Annotated in this window: 13 protein-coding genes; all 13 read right to left on the minus strand. The window is 36.5% G+C overall.

The window, feature by feature from the left end:
* Positions 1-30 precede the first annotated feature (30 nt).
* Positions 31-1098: a butyrate kinase gene (buk, locus tag LY60_RS04895; protein WP_145080760.1), complete on the minus strand. Its 1068-nt coding sequence runs from the start codon at positions 1096-1098 to the stop codon at positions 31-33.
* 30 nt (positions 1099-1128) lie between these two features.
* Positions 1129-1704 (minus strand): indolepyruvate oxidoreductase subunit beta, encoded by a 576-nt coding sequence (locus tag LY60_RS04900; RefSeq protein ID WP_145080763.1) that lies wholly within the window; start codon positions 1702-1704, stop codon positions 1129-1131.
* Positions 1704-3482 (minus strand): indolepyruvate ferredoxin oxidoreductase subunit alpha, encoded by a 1779-nt coding sequence (gene iorA / locus LY60_RS04905; protein ID WP_145080766.1) that lies wholly within the window; start codon positions 3480-3482, stop codon positions 1704-1706. Before iorA ends, LY60_RS04900 begins: the two co-directional genes overlap by 1 nt.
* A gap of 244 nt (positions 3483-3726) precedes the next feature.
* The gene (locus LY60_RS04910; RefSeq protein ID WP_145080769.1) at positions 3727-5394 is read right to left on the minus strand and encodes an MBL fold metallo-hydrolase RNA specificity domain-containing protein; all 1668 of its coding nucleotides are present in this window, start codon (positions 5392-5394) and stop codon (positions 3727-3729) included.
* A gap of 122 nt (positions 5395-5516) precedes the next feature.
* Positions 5517-6068, minus strand: coding sequence for a stage V sporulation protein T (gene spoVT, locus LY60_RS04915; RefSeq protein ID WP_019227651.1), 552 nt, complete (start codon positions 6066-6068; stop codon positions 5517-5519).
* 179 nt (positions 6069-6247) lie between these two features.
* Positions 6248-7204 (minus strand): peptidylprolyl isomerase, encoded by a 957-nt coding sequence (locus LY60_RS04920; protein ID WP_170226104.1) that lies wholly within the window; start codon positions 7202-7204, stop codon positions 6248-6250.
* Positions 7191-10739 (minus strand): transcription-repair coupling factor, encoded by a 3549-nt coding sequence (gene mfd / locus LY60_RS04925; protein WP_145080775.1) that lies wholly within the window; start codon positions 10737-10739, stop codon positions 7191-7193. Before mfd ends, LY60_RS04920 begins: the two co-directional genes overlap by 14 nt.
* A gap of 72 nt (positions 10740-10811) precedes the next feature.
* Entirely contained in the window at positions 10812-11378 is a 567-nt protein-coding gene (gene pth / locus LY60_RS04930) for an aminoacyl-tRNA hydrolase (protein WP_145080778.1), read from the minus strand.
* 9 nt (positions 11379-11387) lie between these two features.
* A complete protein-coding gene (gene glmU, locus LY60_RS04935) occupies positions 11388-12758 on the minus strand; it encodes a bifunctional UDP-N-acetylglucosamine diphosphorylase/glucosamine-1-phosphate N-acetyltransferase GlmU (protein ID WP_145080781.1) in 1371 nt (456 codons plus the stop codon).
* A 193-nt stretch (positions 12759-12951) separates the two neighbouring features.
* Complete coding sequence (spoVG, locus tag LY60_RS04940; RefSeq protein ID WP_145080784.1) at positions 12952-13245, minus strand: septation regulator SpoVG; 294 nt, start codon at positions 13243-13245, stop codon at positions 12952-12954.
* A 114-nt stretch (positions 13246-13359) separates the two neighbouring features.
* Positions 13360-14181 carry a pur operon repressor gene (gene purR / locus LY60_RS04945; RefSeq protein ID WP_019227657.1) on the minus strand — a complete coding sequence of 274 codons (822 nt, stop codon included), beginning with the start codon at positions 14179-14181 and terminating at the stop codon, positions 13360-13362.
* Between the two features lie 81 nt (positions 14182-14262).
* Positions 14263-15153 (minus strand): DMT family transporter, encoded by an 891-nt coding sequence (locus LY60_RS04950; protein ID WP_145080787.1) that lies wholly within the window; start codon positions 15151-15153, stop codon positions 14263-14265.
* Positions 15154-15167: 14 nt separating this feature from the next.
* Positions 15168-15863: a cysteate racemase gene (cuyB, locus tag LY60_RS04955; RefSeq protein WP_246145368.1), complete on the minus strand. Its 696-nt coding sequence runs from the start codon at positions 15861-15863 to the stop codon at positions 15168-15170.
* Positions 15864-15947: the final 84 nt, after the last annotated feature.

Genomic DNA, 15947 nt, shown 5'->3' on the forward strand with positions numbered 1-15947 from the left:
AAAAAACAGACCCGCAATTGCGGGTCTTATTTATTCTGTATATTCTCTTGCTGTTTCTTCTCCTCTTAACACTCTCAAGGCACCGAAAGCCAAAGCTTCCATTTCATTTTCTCCCGGCATTATTTCAACATGCGCTATGAAAGCCACGCGTTTTTCAATCCATGAAGTAAGCATCTTTGAATGGGCAATGCCTCCTGTAAGTATTATGAGATCAACTTTACCTTCTACAACCGTAGCCAGCTCTCCTATTCCCTTGGCAATCTGATAAGCCATGGCTTCGTAAATTGTTTTTGCTTCCTGATTCCCTTCTGCAATCATTTTTTCAACGTCCCTTGCATCCAGAGTGTTTAGGTAAGCCTTAAGTCCGCCGTTTCCCCTTAATTTTCGCTGCATTGTTTTTTTGTCATATTTACCGGAGTAGCACAGGTTTATAAGCTCCCTGCATGGAACCCTTCCTGCCCTTTCAGGTGAAAACGGACCTTCGTCGTCAGAAACAAGATCTATTATTTGTCCGCCGCTATGAAGATTTATGGATATGCCGCCGCCAAGATGAGCCACAATAATGTTTAATTCATCATATCTTTTTCCAAGTTTCTTGGCCGCCTTAATAGCCATGGCCCTTGTGTTTAAAACGTGGCTTGAACTGGTTCTTGGAATATCGGGCATTCCTGATATTCTCGCAATATCCGTAAATTCATCAGTCATTACAGAATCATAGATATAAGAAGTAACTCCTGCTTTCTTTGCAATGCCATAGGCAATTGGAGCTGCCAAATTTGAAGCATGTTCCATGACAGGTCTGTTTTCAACCCTGTCAATCATGAGATCATTTATTATGTATGCTCCCGATTTTACCGGAGGAAGCATTCCCCCTCTGGCAACAACACATGATAAATCCTTTATGTCAAATCCTTTTTCCCTGAGGTTTGACATAACCAGTTCCCTTCTCATGTTCAGCTGGTCTTCAACATTTTCAAATTTATCTATTAATTCTACAGGATGATTAATAGTGTTAGTAAAAATTTCCTTTTCATCTTCGTACAACGCTATTTTCGTGGAAGTTGAACCCGGGTTTATAGCCAATATTTTGTAGCTCATATAATTCTGCCTTTCTTCATCTTTTTGTTTTTAACTTACTGCTTCCATGCCTGCGTTAAATGCCTTTACATTGAGATCTGCAAACTTTTCCTTTACAGAAGCTCTCACTGCCTTTTCCCAGTCTATGTCTGTGAGGTTCATCATTTTTACAAGAGCCCCTAAAAGAACAACATTCATTACTTTCATGTTTCCCAATTTTTCAGAAATATCTGCAGCATTTACAACTTTTGTTCTGGCTTTATCACTTACCATTTCAATTATGCCCTGAGGATAATCTGCTTTTCCGGTAAGTATGGGAGCTGAAGGTATTTCATAATCATTTACAACAACAACTCCGTCAGGTTTTAAAAATTCCAGCCATCTCATGGTTTCCATTGTTTCAAATGAAACAAGGATATCTGCCTGGCCACTGCCTATAATGGGAGAATATATTTTTTCGCCATATCTTACCTGGGTTGAAACGCTTCCTCCTCTTTGAGCCATACCGTGTATTTCTGACATTTTAACATCATAACCTGCATCCATGAGTCCTGTAGATAAAATTTTGCTCACAAGTATTGTTCCCTGACCTCCAACGCCTACTAATAAAATATTTTTAGTATCCATTATTTATCACCAACCTTACTGATAGCTTTTACAGGACATACCTGCATACACAACTTGCAGCCTACGCACTGAACTTTGTTTATGTTTGACTTCTTAATTGACTTATTGAAATAAATTGCAGGGCAGCCTGTGCTTACACACTTTTTGCAGCCTATGCATTTTTCGTGGTCAACTTCGCATACACCACTGATAGGTCCGAACTCTTCTATGTCAGCTTCAGAGTATTTTTTAAGTGCACATGGATATCTTGAAATAATTACAGACGGCTCGTCAAGTGCAAAAGCCCAATCAAGTGCAGCTTTCATTTCAGCATTGTTCAAAGGATTAACTGTCTTTATGTGATCTATACCAAGAGCGCTTACAACTTTTTCTATGTCAGTTATTTTAGCCGTTTCTCCCTGAAGAGTAAATCCGGTTCCCTGATTTTCCTGGTGTCCTGTCATTGCAGTTATTCTATTATCAAGTATGCATGTTATTGTGTTGCTTTTGTTGTAAACAACATCAAGAAGGCTTGTCATTCCCGAATGGAAGAATGTGGAGTCTCCTATTGTTGCTACAAGGCGTTTTTCAACATTAGCTTTTTCAAACATCTTCTTTGCTCCATGTGCCATGCTTACGCTGGCTCCCATGCATATAACTGTGTCCATTGCATTAAGAGGCTCAGCCCCGCCTAATGTGTAACAGCCGATGTCTCCAGTAATCATTACATTCTTTCTCTTTGACAATTCATAATAAAAAGCTCTGTGAGGACATCCTGCGCAAAGAGTTGGGGGTCTTCCCACAGCAACTGTCTTGTCGTAGTCAATTGTTTCTCTTTTTGTACCAAACAATGTTTCTTCTACAATGTCCGGATTAAGTTCCCATGTGTTAGGAATTTTATCTTTTCCTATGCAATTGATTCCTGCAGCCCTGATTTGTTCTTCCATGAAAGGTTCCAGTTCCTCAACAACATAAAGAGTTTCAACTTCTTCTGCAAATTTTTTGATTTTTTCCATAGGAAGAGGGAATGAAAAACCAATTTTTAAATATGAAGCAGAATCACCGAACACTTCTCTTGCATACTGATATGCCACGCCCGCTGATACCACTCCTATTTTTTTATCGTTCCATTCAATGAAGTTTAATTCCGTTTCATTGGAGAACTTCTCAAGCTCTTTAAGTCTTTGTTCAACTTTAATGTGAAGCTGTTTTGCAACAGCCGGTGCTATCAAATATTTTTGAGCGTCTTTTTTGTATTCTCTTATTGGAACTTCTGTTCTTTCACCTGTTTCAACTATGGACTTGCTGTGGCATACCCTTGTTGTCATACGGATCATAACCAAAGTGTCATATTTTTCGCTTATTTCAAGAGCTGTTTTTACCATGTCCTTGCATTCCTGGCTGTTGCTTGGTTCCACCATTGCTACCTTTGCCATTCTTGCATAATATCTGTTATCCTGTTCATTTTGTGAAGAGTGAAGTCCCGGGTCATCAGCACTTACTAGTACCATACCTCCATTAACTCCTGTATATCCAATTGAGAAAAACGGATCTGCAGCAACGTTAAGGCCTACATGTTTCATGGCCGTCAGAGTTCTTGCTCCTGCAAAGCACGCACCAATGGCAGATTCTACTGCTACCTTTTCATTTGGTGCCCATTCTGCTGTTATTTCCTTATATGGAGCAATATTTTCCAATATTTCAGTACTTGGTGTTCCAGGATATGCAGCTGCGTAATGAACACCTGCTTCATATGCTCCAAGTGCTATGGCTTCGTTGCCTGTCAATAACTTTTTCATTAATTGTCCTTCCTTTCTGTTTTTATAATTACAAAAGGATGCATAAGAACAATGCATCAAATAATTATACTCCATATGAATATATGCATTTTTTGTGCCATAAACACAAGATCAGCTATATTTTTAAGAACAACTAATTTCCAACATTTATTTAAAAAATAATTATAAACGTTTTCTGGTACTGCATTTTAAAGGGATAAATGGTTGTGCGTTTGTACCCATTCACCCCTTTTATCGAAACGATTTACTTTGTGCTCGCCATTGATAAATTCAATATTTCATTTTCAAGAGCAAGTATGTTGTTGCTGATATCTTTGTACTTTTTGGCATTTAAATTATCATCTTCAATATAATCTTTTGTATTTGCCATAGTCTTTTCAAAAATTTCTTTAATTTTTTCAATTTCTTTCTTCAAGTCTTCTATTTGACTTACATCTATTGACCTTGGTCTTGTTTCTTCTACTTCCTCAACAGCTATTTCTTTTATAACTTGTTGCTTCTTGGTTTCATACACCTTGTTATATTCCGGAATTATACAGCTTAATTTCAATGTTTTTTCAATTTCTTCCGCAAATGATAATTTTGATTCAGCTTCACCGTGTACAAGAAATACTTTCTTTGGTTTATCACTAAAACCTCTGAGCCACTCCAATAATGCATTTTTATCAGCGTGTCCGGAAAATCCCTGCACATTATGAATTTGTGCATTTACTCTTATTTCTTCTCCGAGTACCTTAACATACTTTTCACCGTCGATTAATTTTCTTCCCAATGTACCTTCAGCCTGGTATCCCACAAACACAATGCTTGACTCTTTTTTCCAAAGGTGATGCTTAAGGTGATGTTTTATTCTTCCTGCTTCGCACATGCCACTGGCTGAAATTATTATTTTAGGTTCTTTTGATGCATTGAGAATCTTTGACTCTTCCACACTTTGCGTGAAATGCAGATTTTCAAATTCAAGAGGATTATCTCCTTCAAGAATACACCGTCTTGCTTCATCATCAAATACATTGGCATTTTGTTTGAATATTTCTGTTGCTTTTGTTGCCAGGGGACTGTCTATATATACAGGAATATCCATGAATTTTTTTCTGTTGTTTGATTTTTCATCAGCATGGCATTCAAGAAATTTATTGAGCTCATAAATTATTTCCTGAGTTCTCCCCACTGCAAATGAAGGAATTATTACAGACCCTCCTCTTTCAACAGTATCAAGTATGATATTAACAAGACCTTCTGTCCTTGTTTCAAGGTTTTCGTGCAGTCTGTTTCCATATGTGGATTCAATAATCAGGTAGTCTGCACTTTCTATAATTGAAGGATCTCTTAAAAGAGCTTTATCCTTCATTCCCAGGTCACCTGAATAAACAAGCTTTGTTGTAGTTCCTTCTTCATTTATCCAAACTTCTGTAATAGCTGATCCAAGTATATGGCCTGCGTCCTTGAATCTTACTGTAATGTTTTCATCTATGTTTATTATCTGGTCGTAAAGAACCGGATAGAAATATTTTAAACTTAATTCCGCGTCTTCCTGGGTATACATTGGCTCTACAAGCGCCCTGCCTGAACGCCTTGCCTTTACATTTTTCCATTCAGCTTCACTTTCCTGAATATGGGCTGAATCCATTAGCATTATACCACAAAGGTCATAAGCAGGCTTAGAACAATAAATTTTACCTCTGAATCCTTTCTTGACCAAAAGAGGTATTCTTCCGCTGTGATCAATGTGGCTGTGGCTTAAAAGAAGATAATCTATTTCAGATGGATTGAATTCAAATTCTTCATAATTCAAGTCTTCATCTTTTCCCTGGTACATCCCGCAATCCAAAAGAATTTTCTTGTCATTGGCCTGAATCAAATGGGATGAACCCGTTACCCCCCGCACTGCTCCTAAAAATCTTATTTTCATATTGCACCTCACTTAACAGTTATATTTTATTTATACCATCTCGGGATAAATTTAACCATAATTATGTGTATGAAAAATAAAAAAAGAAGTTTTCTAAGCGAAAACTTCCATATAATAATATTTTAACTTTCCATTTGTCTCGATAAGAAGATGCATGCAGTCTTAATCAATTTTTCTTCTATTTCAGTCATCTTTGCTGCTTTTTCTTTTGAAAGAAGCATTACAGCTCCTATAGGGTCACCATGAACAAGAATTGGAGATATAATCTGACTAGTGTAGTTGTCAGGGTTAAATTCATTTGCAGTTATTCTTATAGGCTTAGAATTGCCATTTGTTATATAAGTTTCTCTGCTTTCAATAATTTTTTCAAGCTCTGGACTTAATCTTTTTTCAGTATAATCTTTTTTTGAGCTTCCTGATACAGCTATCACTCCGTCTCGGTCGGTTATTACAGCAATGTGTCTTGTGGTTTCAAACAAAGACTCCACGTATTCTCCGGCAAATTCCGTTAACTCTCCAATTGGTGAATATTTTTTTAAAATAATTTCACCTTCTCTATCAGTAAATATTTCTAAAGGATCCCCTTCTCTTATTCTTAACGTTCTTCTTATTTCCTTTGGGATTACTACTCTGCCCAAATCATCAATTCTTCTGACAATTCCAGTTGCTTTCATGCTAATGTTCCTCCAATTGCATAATTTTATATTTATATGACATTTCTTTTAATATTTTCTATTATTTGCACTTTAATAGATTTTATCCTTTTTTATTTCCGGATATTATTGGAAATATCATTTAATATTATATAAGAACATTTTAGTAATAGCAACATTTATTTACTATTATTTACTTCTTACTGTTTTTTCACAATGTTTGCATTGCTTTTTAAATCTTCAAGCAAGTCCTCATATTTGTATGATTTGTAATATTCTGTAAGTTCATCTTTCTTTGTTTCCAATGTCACTGAGTCATCAACAGTCTTGTCAGTCACTTCAATGATGTGGTATCCAAAGTCAGATTTAACAGGTTCGCTTATGTCGCCGATTTCCATTGAAAATGCAGCATCTGAGAATGGCTGTACCATATCAGTGTATGAGAAGTAATCCAAATCTCCTCCGTTAGCTCCGCTTGAAGTGTCAACTGAAAGTTCCTTAGCAAGGTCTTCAAACTTTTCACCTTTGTTGAGTCTGTCGATTACTGCCTTAGCTTCATCTTCAGTATTTACTAAAATGTGTCTTGCTCTTACTTGCTGATTCATCTTCAGGTCGTCGAAAATTGTCTTAAGTTCATCATCTGTTGGCTGTAAATTTTCTATTTTAATTGCAAGGAAATGATTAATTAAGAATTCCTTCTTCAGTGATTCCTTTAAGTAGTCTTCAGACATTGCTTTTTCTTCTAAAAATGTCTTGTATTCTTCTTCTGTATCAAAATACGCCTTGAATTCATCCATTTGTGTCTGAAGGTCTTCATCTGTCATTGTGATTCCTTCTTTTCCTGCTGCTTCAACCATAAGCATTTCCAGTATCATATTATCTAAAAGAGAGTTTTCATAATAGCTTCCCATTGTTTGTCCTGCAGAAATTTCAGTGTCCCATGCGCCTTCGCCGTACTGAGATTCAACCATCATCTTGTATGACTGCAGTGTTTCGTCAAATTCTTCCTGTGTTATTGTCTTGTCATTTACTGTAGCAACAACACCTTCCTGATTGATTGTGTCAGTAGTTTCACCACTTGTATCTGAGCATGCTGTTAAAGCTAATGCAACACATAATGTTAATGCAAGGCCCAGTGACTTTCTAATTTTGTTCATTTTTTCCTCCTTGGCAGGCATTTAAACCTGTTTTGTAATTATTTAATATTTCAAAAAATCTTTCAAGTTCCTCAAGTATTTTCATTTGTTCTGAGGAATCTAATTTATATTTAATCATAGGCACCTTTGATACGTCAAATTTTATTTTTGCGTTATAATTTTCAATTAAGTAGCCTATCAATTCCTGATTTAAATCATTGCCTGAATTCATTTCAATGTTAACAGTGTTTCCTGACTGTGTAATACCCTTAACGTGAAGCTTCTTGCACAATGATTTTATATATGATATTTTAAGCAGATTATCAACCTGCTTTGGAGGATTTCCGAAGCGGTCAATAATTTCCTCTGTGATGTCATAAATGTCATCTTTTCCGGAAGTTGCTGCAATCTTTTTATAAATTTCAATCTTTTGTTCTTCGTTTTCAATGTAAGTTGATGGAATATAGCCATCCACGCTTAAATCAACAGAAGTTTCAAAATCTTCATCCAGTTCCATTTTACCCTGGAGTTCTTTTACTGCCCTTTCAAGGAACTTAACATACAAGTCGTAACCTATGGCAAGCATGTGTCCGTGTTGTTCTGCACCAAGTATGTTTCCGCATCCTCTTATTTCAAGGTCTCGCATTGCAATTTTAAAACCTGAGCCAAACTCCGTGAACTCCTTGATCGCTTTGAGCCTTTTGTCTGCAACCTCAGAAAGCATTTTGTCCTTTTCGTAAGTTAAGTACGCAAAGGATATCTTATTTGATCTACCTATTCTGCCTCTTAGCTGGTAAAGCTGGGACAATCCCAGGTGATCTGCATTGTCAATTATAAGTGTGTTTACATTTGGAATGTCCATGCCTGTTTCTATGATTGTGGTGCATACAAGTATGTCATATTCCTTTTGAACGAAACCAAGCATTATGTTTTCAAGATGCCTTTCGTTCATTTGACCGTGGGCAACTGCTATACGTGCCTCCGGAATCAGCCTTTGCAGTCTTGAGGCTGTAGATTCAATGTCTATTACCTTGTTGTGAACATAATATACCTGACCGCCTCTTGAAAGTTCTTTTTCAATGGCATCTTTTATTATGCCGTCGTTGTGTTCAATTACATATGTCTGTATAGGGAGCCTGTCTCCTGGAGGTTCTGATATAATGCTCATATCCCTTACGCCTATCATGGACATGTGCAGGGTTCTCGGTATTGGAGTTGCTGATAGGGTTAAAACATCTATGTTGGTTTTTAGCTGTTTTATCTGTTCTTTGTGCTTAACACCAAACCTTTGTTCCTCATCTATTATTAATAGCCCCAAGTCCTTAAATTTAAGGTCCTTTGAAAGAAGTTTGTGAGTTCCAACCACCACATCCACAAGACCCTTGTTTAAATCACTTACTATTTTCGCCTGCTGGTATGGTGTTCTGAAACGGCTTAGCATTTCAATCTTAACAGGATATCCTCTGAAGCGCTCCACTATGTTTGTGTAGTGCTGCTGTGCAAGTATGGTTGTAGGAACAAGTATTGCAACCTGTTTTGATTCCATAACAGCCTTAAATGCAGCCCTCATGGCTACCTCTGTCTTGCCGAATCCAACGTCTCCGCAAAGAAGTCTGTCCATGGAAATAGGGCGTTCCATATCCTTTTTTATTTCCTTAATGCATCTTAACTGATCATCAGTTTCTTCAAAAGGAAATTTGTATTCAAATTCTTTCTGCCATTCAGTGTCCGGTGAAAATGCAAATCCCTTTACAACTTTTCTCTGGGCATATAGTTTGACCAGTTCTCCTGCCATGTTTTCAATGGCAGCTTTTGAACGCTCCTTGGTCTTACCCCAGTCAGCACTTCCCATCTTGTTCAATTTCGGTTTTTCTGAATCTGAACCGATGTATTTTTGAATGAGGGACATCTGGTCAACAGGCACAAAAAGCTTATCTTCACCTTTGTATTTTATGCAAAGATAGTCTTTCTTGATGTTTTGAACTTCAATTTTTTCTATGCCCACATACTGACCGATACCGTGGTGCTCGTGTACTACATAGTCTCCAACCTTTAAATCTGTGAAGACGTCTAGTTTTGATCCTTTTTGTTTCTTTGTCTTGTGTGTCTTTTTTCTGAACGAACCAAATATTTCATTTTCTGTAAGCACAAGTATTTTGTTGTCGTAATATTCAAAACCCTTTTTTAGTTCTCCTGGCACAATCACCACTTGTCCGCTTTCGGCTGCAATATTTGTGTCTTTGGAAAGAACTGTGCTGCATTCATAGTCGTTTAATAAGTTGTGAAGTTTCAAGCAGCTTTCAGTGCTGCTTAAGATTATTGCAATTTTATAGCCCTTGTACTTCAATCGGTTCAAATCTTTTGACAAGTCTTCAAGCTTTCCGTAATATGATGACGGTTCCTTGAACATGAACTGAAGCGTTTCATCTGCTTCAAATGTTTTGTTTTTGCCATTTATTGAAATAAAAGGTCTGCTGGTTATTTTTGATATCAATTCCCTGTCGCTTAAATAAACATTGCTTTGCTTGGAGAATATTTCCCCCTTTTCAAAAAGTTCGCTGTACTTAAGCTGAAAACTTTCATTTAACGCTTTTTCTTCCTCGAAAACTCTTTCAGGCTCATCTACAATGAGAATAAAATCATCGTCGAAGTAATCCAGGACACTTACAAAGCTGTCTTTTATGAATGGAACAAGCAAATCAGAATTTTCTATGCCTATTCCTCCCATGAGTTTATCCTGGTAAATGTTGTAAAGGCTTTTTAGCTTTTTTTCAACATCCTTTGAATTGGGAAGGCTGTGAACCTTACTCAGCCTGTTTTGATAATCCAAATCAATTTCGGACAAAATCTTTTTTATTTCTTCTTTCTGAAAAATCAAATCTCCGCATGGAATTATTCTCACAGATTTTAAATTTTTGATAGAGCGCTGAGTTTTTAAATCAACCAATCTTATGGAATCAACTTCATCATCAAAAAATTCAATTCTGCACGGATTTGTTTCAGAAGGAGAAAAGACATCAATTATGCCTCCTCTTACAGAAAACTGACCTACGCCTTCAACTGCATCAACTCTTTCATATTTAAGCTTTATTAAGCTGCTGCGAAGCTCGTTTAAGTCATAAGATTTGCCGTATTTTAATTCTATAATACTTTCCTTAAACCTATCTTTAGGCATAACCCTTGTTAAGACAGAATTGACGGATGCAGTTATTATTGCCTTTTTCGAACTTAGAATTTTGTCGAGAACTTCAGCTCTTTTGTATTCCGCATCTTTACTTAGAGCATCAACATTGTATAGCAGAAATTCTTTCGGCTGAAGTCTTTCACCATCTGCAATATATGATTTTACTGCTTCTTCATATTTTCTGGATTTAGTCTCGCTGCTTGTAATTATAAGAATTTTGCTTGCTGTTGTATCCAGAAGATTGCATGCCAAGTAGGCAGTTCCATCTTCGTTGATGCTTTGAACGAGCTGACTCCTGCCTCTTTGATAATTTTGTATAACTTTATTATACTTTTCTGTTTTTTGGAATTGTTCAAATAAAACCTTGTTCATACTTACCTCTACAATAGATTGAGCAAGTTGAAAAATAGTGCTGAGCCTACTAATCAATTGCAAATCGATTGTCTATCGATTGTTTATATTGTATTTCTGCATGGCGCTGTCTGTGCCGCCAGTGATTATTTCAACAACTGCTTCAGCCGCCTTCTCTATTATGGGATTTATTTTATCCCTGTCAGCTGCACTGAATTTTTGAAGAACATAGTCAGCCAGATCCATGTCAGGATTTCTGCCAATGCCAACTCTGACACGCGGGAAATTTCCGTTACCCACATGTTCGATTATTGACTTCATTCCATTGTGTGTTCCGGGACTTCCGTTTGGCCTGATCCTTAAGGAGCCGGCCGGAATGTCTATATCATCGTAAATAACGATTAAATTTTCAGATGGTATTTTATAAAAACTTAATATTTCTTTGATGGCAATTCCGCTTCTGTTCATGTAAGTAACAGGCTTTACGAGCATGACTTTTTCTCCGTCTATGTTTGTTTCACCATATACAGAGTTGAATTTGAGTTTATTTAAGCTTACATTGTGCTTTTCAGCCAAATAATCAATTGTATCATAGCCCACATTATGCCTTGTGCCTGCATATTCTTTGCCTGGATTGCCAAGTCCTGCTATAATGTACATATTTACCTCTTAATATCTGTTTTTCCCTAAACCTTTTTTGTTGACCTGCCTTGCTCTGGCAATGGCAAGGTCTCCTTCCTGTACGTCGTCTGTTATTGTGGAACCGCAGGCTACATATCCTCCCTGCTCCACATTGACCGGCGCCACAAGATTCGAATTGCTTCCTATGAATGCTCCGTCCCCAACGGTTGTCTTGTGTTTTTTCTTTCCGTCATAATTTACAAACACAACACCACAGCCGATGTTTACATCTTTTCCAACTTCAGCGTCTCCTATGTAAGACAAATGAGATGATTTTGAATTGTCTCCAATTATAGATTTTTTAACTTCCACAAAATCACCGATTTTTACATTTTTGCCAAGCTCTGTGCCTGGTCTTAAATATGCAAACGGACCTACTGTAGTTCCATCATCAATGCTTGCTTCTATTACTTTTGAGCTTTCTATTGTCACATTGTTTTTTACGGTTGAACTGATTATTCTTGTGTTTGGACCTATGACACAGTTTGTTCCGACTCTTGTGCTGCCTTCAAGGAATGTTCCCGGATAAATCACAGTGTCTCTTCCTATTTCAACTGAATCTTCAATATATGTATTCTCAGGATCAATTATTGTAACTCCGCTTAGCATGTGGCGTTTATTTATTCTGTCCTGCATTATTTTTGTCACTTCAGATAACTGCACTCTGTCGTTTACTGCTCTTATGTCTGTTGAATCCTCAAGCACCCAGCCGCCTATTTTATATCCTTCGCTGTTAAGCACCTTGATTGTATCTGTAAGGTAGTATTCATTCTGAGAATTATTTGTATCTATTTTTTCCAGGGCATTCTTTAAAAGATTTCCCTTGAAGCAATATATTCCCGTATTGATTTCCTTGATTTTTTTAATGTCTTCTGCTGCATCTTTTTCCTCAACAATTTTGTCAATGGACGAGTCTTCATTTCTTACTATTCTTCCAAGTCCTTTCGGATTGTCCATGATTGCCGTCATTACAGACACAGCACAATCACTTTCATTGTGATAGCCTATGAAAGAAATCAGTGTTTCTTTTCTAATGAGAGGACCGTCTGCGCAAAGAATAACTACAGTGTCATCATCGTTAATATGCTCTTTTGCAACCATTACGGCATAGCCTGTTCCATATGGAGAACCTTCACCTATGGGCTGTTCAACGGTTATTACATCCATATCTTTTATATTGTTTCCAACTTTTTCTTTTCCATGTCCCAAGACGACAATGTTTTTTTCTATTTGTGAATTTTCTGCAGCTTCTATTATGTACCTTATCATTTCTTTCCCGCAAACCTTATGCAGTGTTTTAGGAATGTCTGATTTCATTCTGGTACCTTCACCGGCTGCTAAAATAATAGACATATTCATATTATTTCTCCTTATTTGTAATACTGAGATATTATATATCATATAATTAATTAAGTCAAAAAAAGTTTTTCAGCTTTATAATATGGAAGCACAAATAAATGTTGAATAAATCGAACAAAATCGTTATATTACAACCAATAAAAAAGGGCCTTCAACAAGACCCAAAACTGTTGATGAAATCATCAGTTTTACGTTACAGAAGAGCTGCTTCTTCAGCATTGTCTCCTTCTTCCAAACGTTTTTCTTCATACGCTTTAAATACTGCCTCTGCCACAAGATTCCTGGTTTCTGAATTAATTGGATGAGCTATATCTTTAAACTCTCCATCGGGCATTTTCCTGCTCGGCATTGCTATGAACAATCCTTCCTGCCCTTCAATAATTTTGATGTCATGTACCACGAAGCAATCATCAAAAGTTACGGAAACGATTGCCTTCATCTTGCCCTCTGAGTTAATTTTTCTTACTCTGACGTCTGATATTTTCATGTCGTCACCACCTTCCCCCAAAAGTTTATGTCTGTATAATTTCATATTCATTATACTATACTTATTTGAGAAATGCAAAAAAACATTTTCATTTTTGTATAAAAAATTATGAAATTATTTTAACAATTTATAATTAGGTACTATTTCTATTAAACCTTCCTTCTCATTAATCTTATTTAACACCAAAAGTGACAAATAATTATCGACAAGTTTTTTTTCAGGTTCCTTAGTTTCTATTACAACTGCAGTTCCCACAACCTCAGCATTAAACTCCCTCATCATGTCTGCCATGCCCTTGCATGTTCCTCCGCCCTTCATGAAATCATCCACAATAAGCACTCTGGAATTTTCCTTAAGAGACCTTCTGGACAATGACATTGTCTGAATATTGTTTGATGAGCCGGACACATAATTTATGCTTACTGTTGCTCCTTCCGTAACTTTGTTGTTCCTTCTTATAACTGCAACCGGAACATTAAGCTTTTGGCCTGACATAACAGCAACAGGTATTCCTTTTGTTTCTACGGTAATTATATAATCAATTTTTATGTTTGAAAATTCTGAAGCAATGATCTTTGCTATATTTGTAACAATGTTTGGATTGTTGAACAAATCAGTCATGTAAATAAATCCGCCTGGAAGAATTCTGTTTTTTTGCGAAAAAAGCATGCACAATTCCGACAATATATCTGTCTTTTCCTCAATTCCCATTACAGGTATGAAGACAGCCCCTCCGGATGCTCCTGAAATTGTTTCAATTCTTCCGTAATCCAGTTCATTTACCAGTTCTTTTACAATAGCCACATCTTCGCTGATTGTGGACTTTGCAGCATTAAAAACTTCAGAAAAGTAATTGTACGAAAATATGTAGTTTGGTTTTTCGGCGAAAATTTTCATTAATGCGCCGATTCTTTGATTTCTTTTATATTTTTTCATGTCAACTCCGTACGAATGTTTTATATGATTATACAATAAATGTTCGTATTGTTCAAGAGATATTATTTTTTAACTTAAATTTTATTCAGCCTTTGGAGGACTCTTAAACAGCCATGCAAATCCTGTTTCAGCAGTTATTATTGCCACAAATATAAACATGAATGCTATAATTGTCATTATGGAATATTTTTCTCCTAGAAAAATCACTCCAAAAACACTTCCAATTACAGATTCCAGACTGAGAATAATTGCAGCATGTGTTGTTGATGTATATTTTTGTCCTACTGTCTGCATGAGGAAGCAAAGCATTGTAGATACCAGTCCAAGATAAAGCATGCTTAATGATCCGCTTAAGTTCAATGTTATTGTTTTGTTTTCAAAAATCATCATTATGAAAAATATTACTGTACTTGTTAAAAGCTGCAAAGTTGACAAAATGACCGGATCCTTGTCCTGAGATGCTATGCCTGTTGCAACCACCTGCCATGCAAATGATATGGCACATAAAAATGTAAGGAAGTCCCACTTGTTGAATTTACCGAAATTGTCAAAATCCACAGTCAAAAATATTATTCCAACAAACATCAAGACAGCTGCAATAACATTGTTTTTTCCAGGTTTCTTTTTTGTCACCATCCAAAAGAAAAACGGAATCATCACTACACCGGTTCCTGTCAGAAAAGCTGAATTACCTGCTGTTGTTCCTTCAAGACCGAATGTCTGAAGAATGTATCCCAAGGCAAGAAAAAGTCCCATGACTATTCCGGCCTTTAAATCTGATGCAGTTGTTTTTCTCAGGTTTTTATTGAATATTACCAGAGAAGCTGCCGATGCAATTGCAAATCTTATGAAAAGAAGCTGTGATGTTGTGAAAAAGTCCAGAGCAATCTTTGTTACTGTAAAGCCTGTCCCCCAAAAAAACGCCACAAAAAACAGCATTAAATCTGCTTGTCTCGATGTTAAGTGTTTCATATATTCCTCCGGTGTTAGTTAAGCTGCCCTCCGGCAAACTCAATTGATTTTTCTGTCAGTACTTCTATAGGATTTATAAAGTTTCCTTCAAACTTGTACAGGTACTGTGCAGATGAAAGTTCTGTACAGCCCAGCAAAAATGATGTTGCTCCCATTTCCTTCAGCTCTTTAACTGCATTGAACATAAGAGCCGTTCCTTCATTGTAGTTTCCTTTTTTAATTACATCATAAATAAACTTCATGACATCAGCCTGTGATTTACCAGGAATAACTGTCTTTATACCGAGTCTTGCATAATAATTTTCATAAATTTTTGATTTTATTGTACCGTCAGTTGCCAGAATTCCAACCACCGTATCACTGCCATATTTTTCAGCAGTGTACTTTACAGTTTCTTCAACCATATTTATAAAAGGAATATTTACGCCTTCCTGTATTGTATTGATGAAATAATGTGCTGTATTGCAGGGCATTATTAAAAAGTCTGCTCCGCTGCTTTCAAGTATTTTTGCAGACTTAATAAGTTCAACGGTCGGATCCTCTCCGTCTGATATGATTGCTTTTGTTCTGTCCGGTATATTTGTGTTGCTGTCAATTAAAACACGAATGTGATCCTGGTCTCTCAAGGCTTTCGTTCTTAAAACTATTCTTTCATACAAGTGCACAGTTGCCAGAGGACCCATTCCTCCTATGATTCCTATTGTTTTCATTTTCCACCTCAATTGTAATATCATGCATTATTACATTATATCACATTCAAATATTAGCAACAACTATTTTTGATATGGTACCTA

Source organism: Sedimentibacter saalensis, assembly GCF_007830175.1.
Taxonomy (GTDB): domain Bacteria; phylum Bacillota; class Clostridia; order Tissierellales; family Sedimentibacteraceae; genus Sedimentibacter; species Sedimentibacter saalensis.

Coding starts and splice junctions, on each gene's coding strand:
- spoVT (WP_019227651.1), bottom strand. CDS start 6,068: ATGAAAGCAACTGGAATTGTCAGAAGAATTGATGATTTGGGCAGAGTA.
- iorA (WP_145080766.1), bottom strand. CDS start 3,482: ATGAAAAAGTTATTGACAGGCAACGAAGCCATAGCACTTGGAGCATAT.
- spoVG (WP_145080784.1), bottom strand. CDS start 13,245: ATGAAAATATCAGACGTCAGAGTAAGAAAAATTAACTCAGAGGGCAAG.
- cuyB (WP_246145368.1), bottom strand. CDS start 15,863: ATGAAAACAATAGGAATCATAGGAGGAATGGGTCCTCTGGCAACTGTG.
- LY60_RS04920 (WP_170226104.1), bottom strand. CDS start 7,204: ATGAACAAAATTAGAAAGTCACTGGGCCTTGCATTAACATTATGTGTT.
- LY60_RS04900 (WP_145080763.1), bottom strand. CDS start 1,704: ATGGATACTAAAAATATTTTATTAGTAGGCGTTGGAGGTCAGGGAACA.
- LY60_RS04950 (WP_145080787.1), bottom strand. CDS start 15,153: ATGAAACACTTAACATCGAGACAAGCAGATTTAATGCTGTTTTTTGTG.
- glmU (WP_145080781.1), bottom strand. CDS start 12,758: ATGAATATGTCTATTATTTTAGCAGCCGGTGAAGGTACCAGAATGAAA.
- mfd (WP_145080775.1), bottom strand. CDS start 10,739: ATGAACAAGGTTTTATTTGAACAATTCCAAAAAACAGAAAAGTATAAT.
- purR (WP_019227657.1), bottom strand. CDS start 14,181: ATGAAAAAATATAAAAGAAATCAAAGAATCGGCGCATTAATGAAAATT.
- buk (WP_145080760.1), bottom strand. CDS start 1,098: ATGAGCTACAAAATATTGGCTATAAACCCGGGTTCAACTTCCACGAAA.
- pth (WP_145080778.1), bottom strand. CDS start 11,378: ATGTACATTATAGCAGGACTTGGCAATCCAGGCAAAGAATATGCAGGC.
- LY60_RS04910 (WP_145080769.1), bottom strand. CDS start 5,394: ATGAAAATAAGATTTTTAGGAGCAGTGCGGGGGGTAACGGGTTCATCC.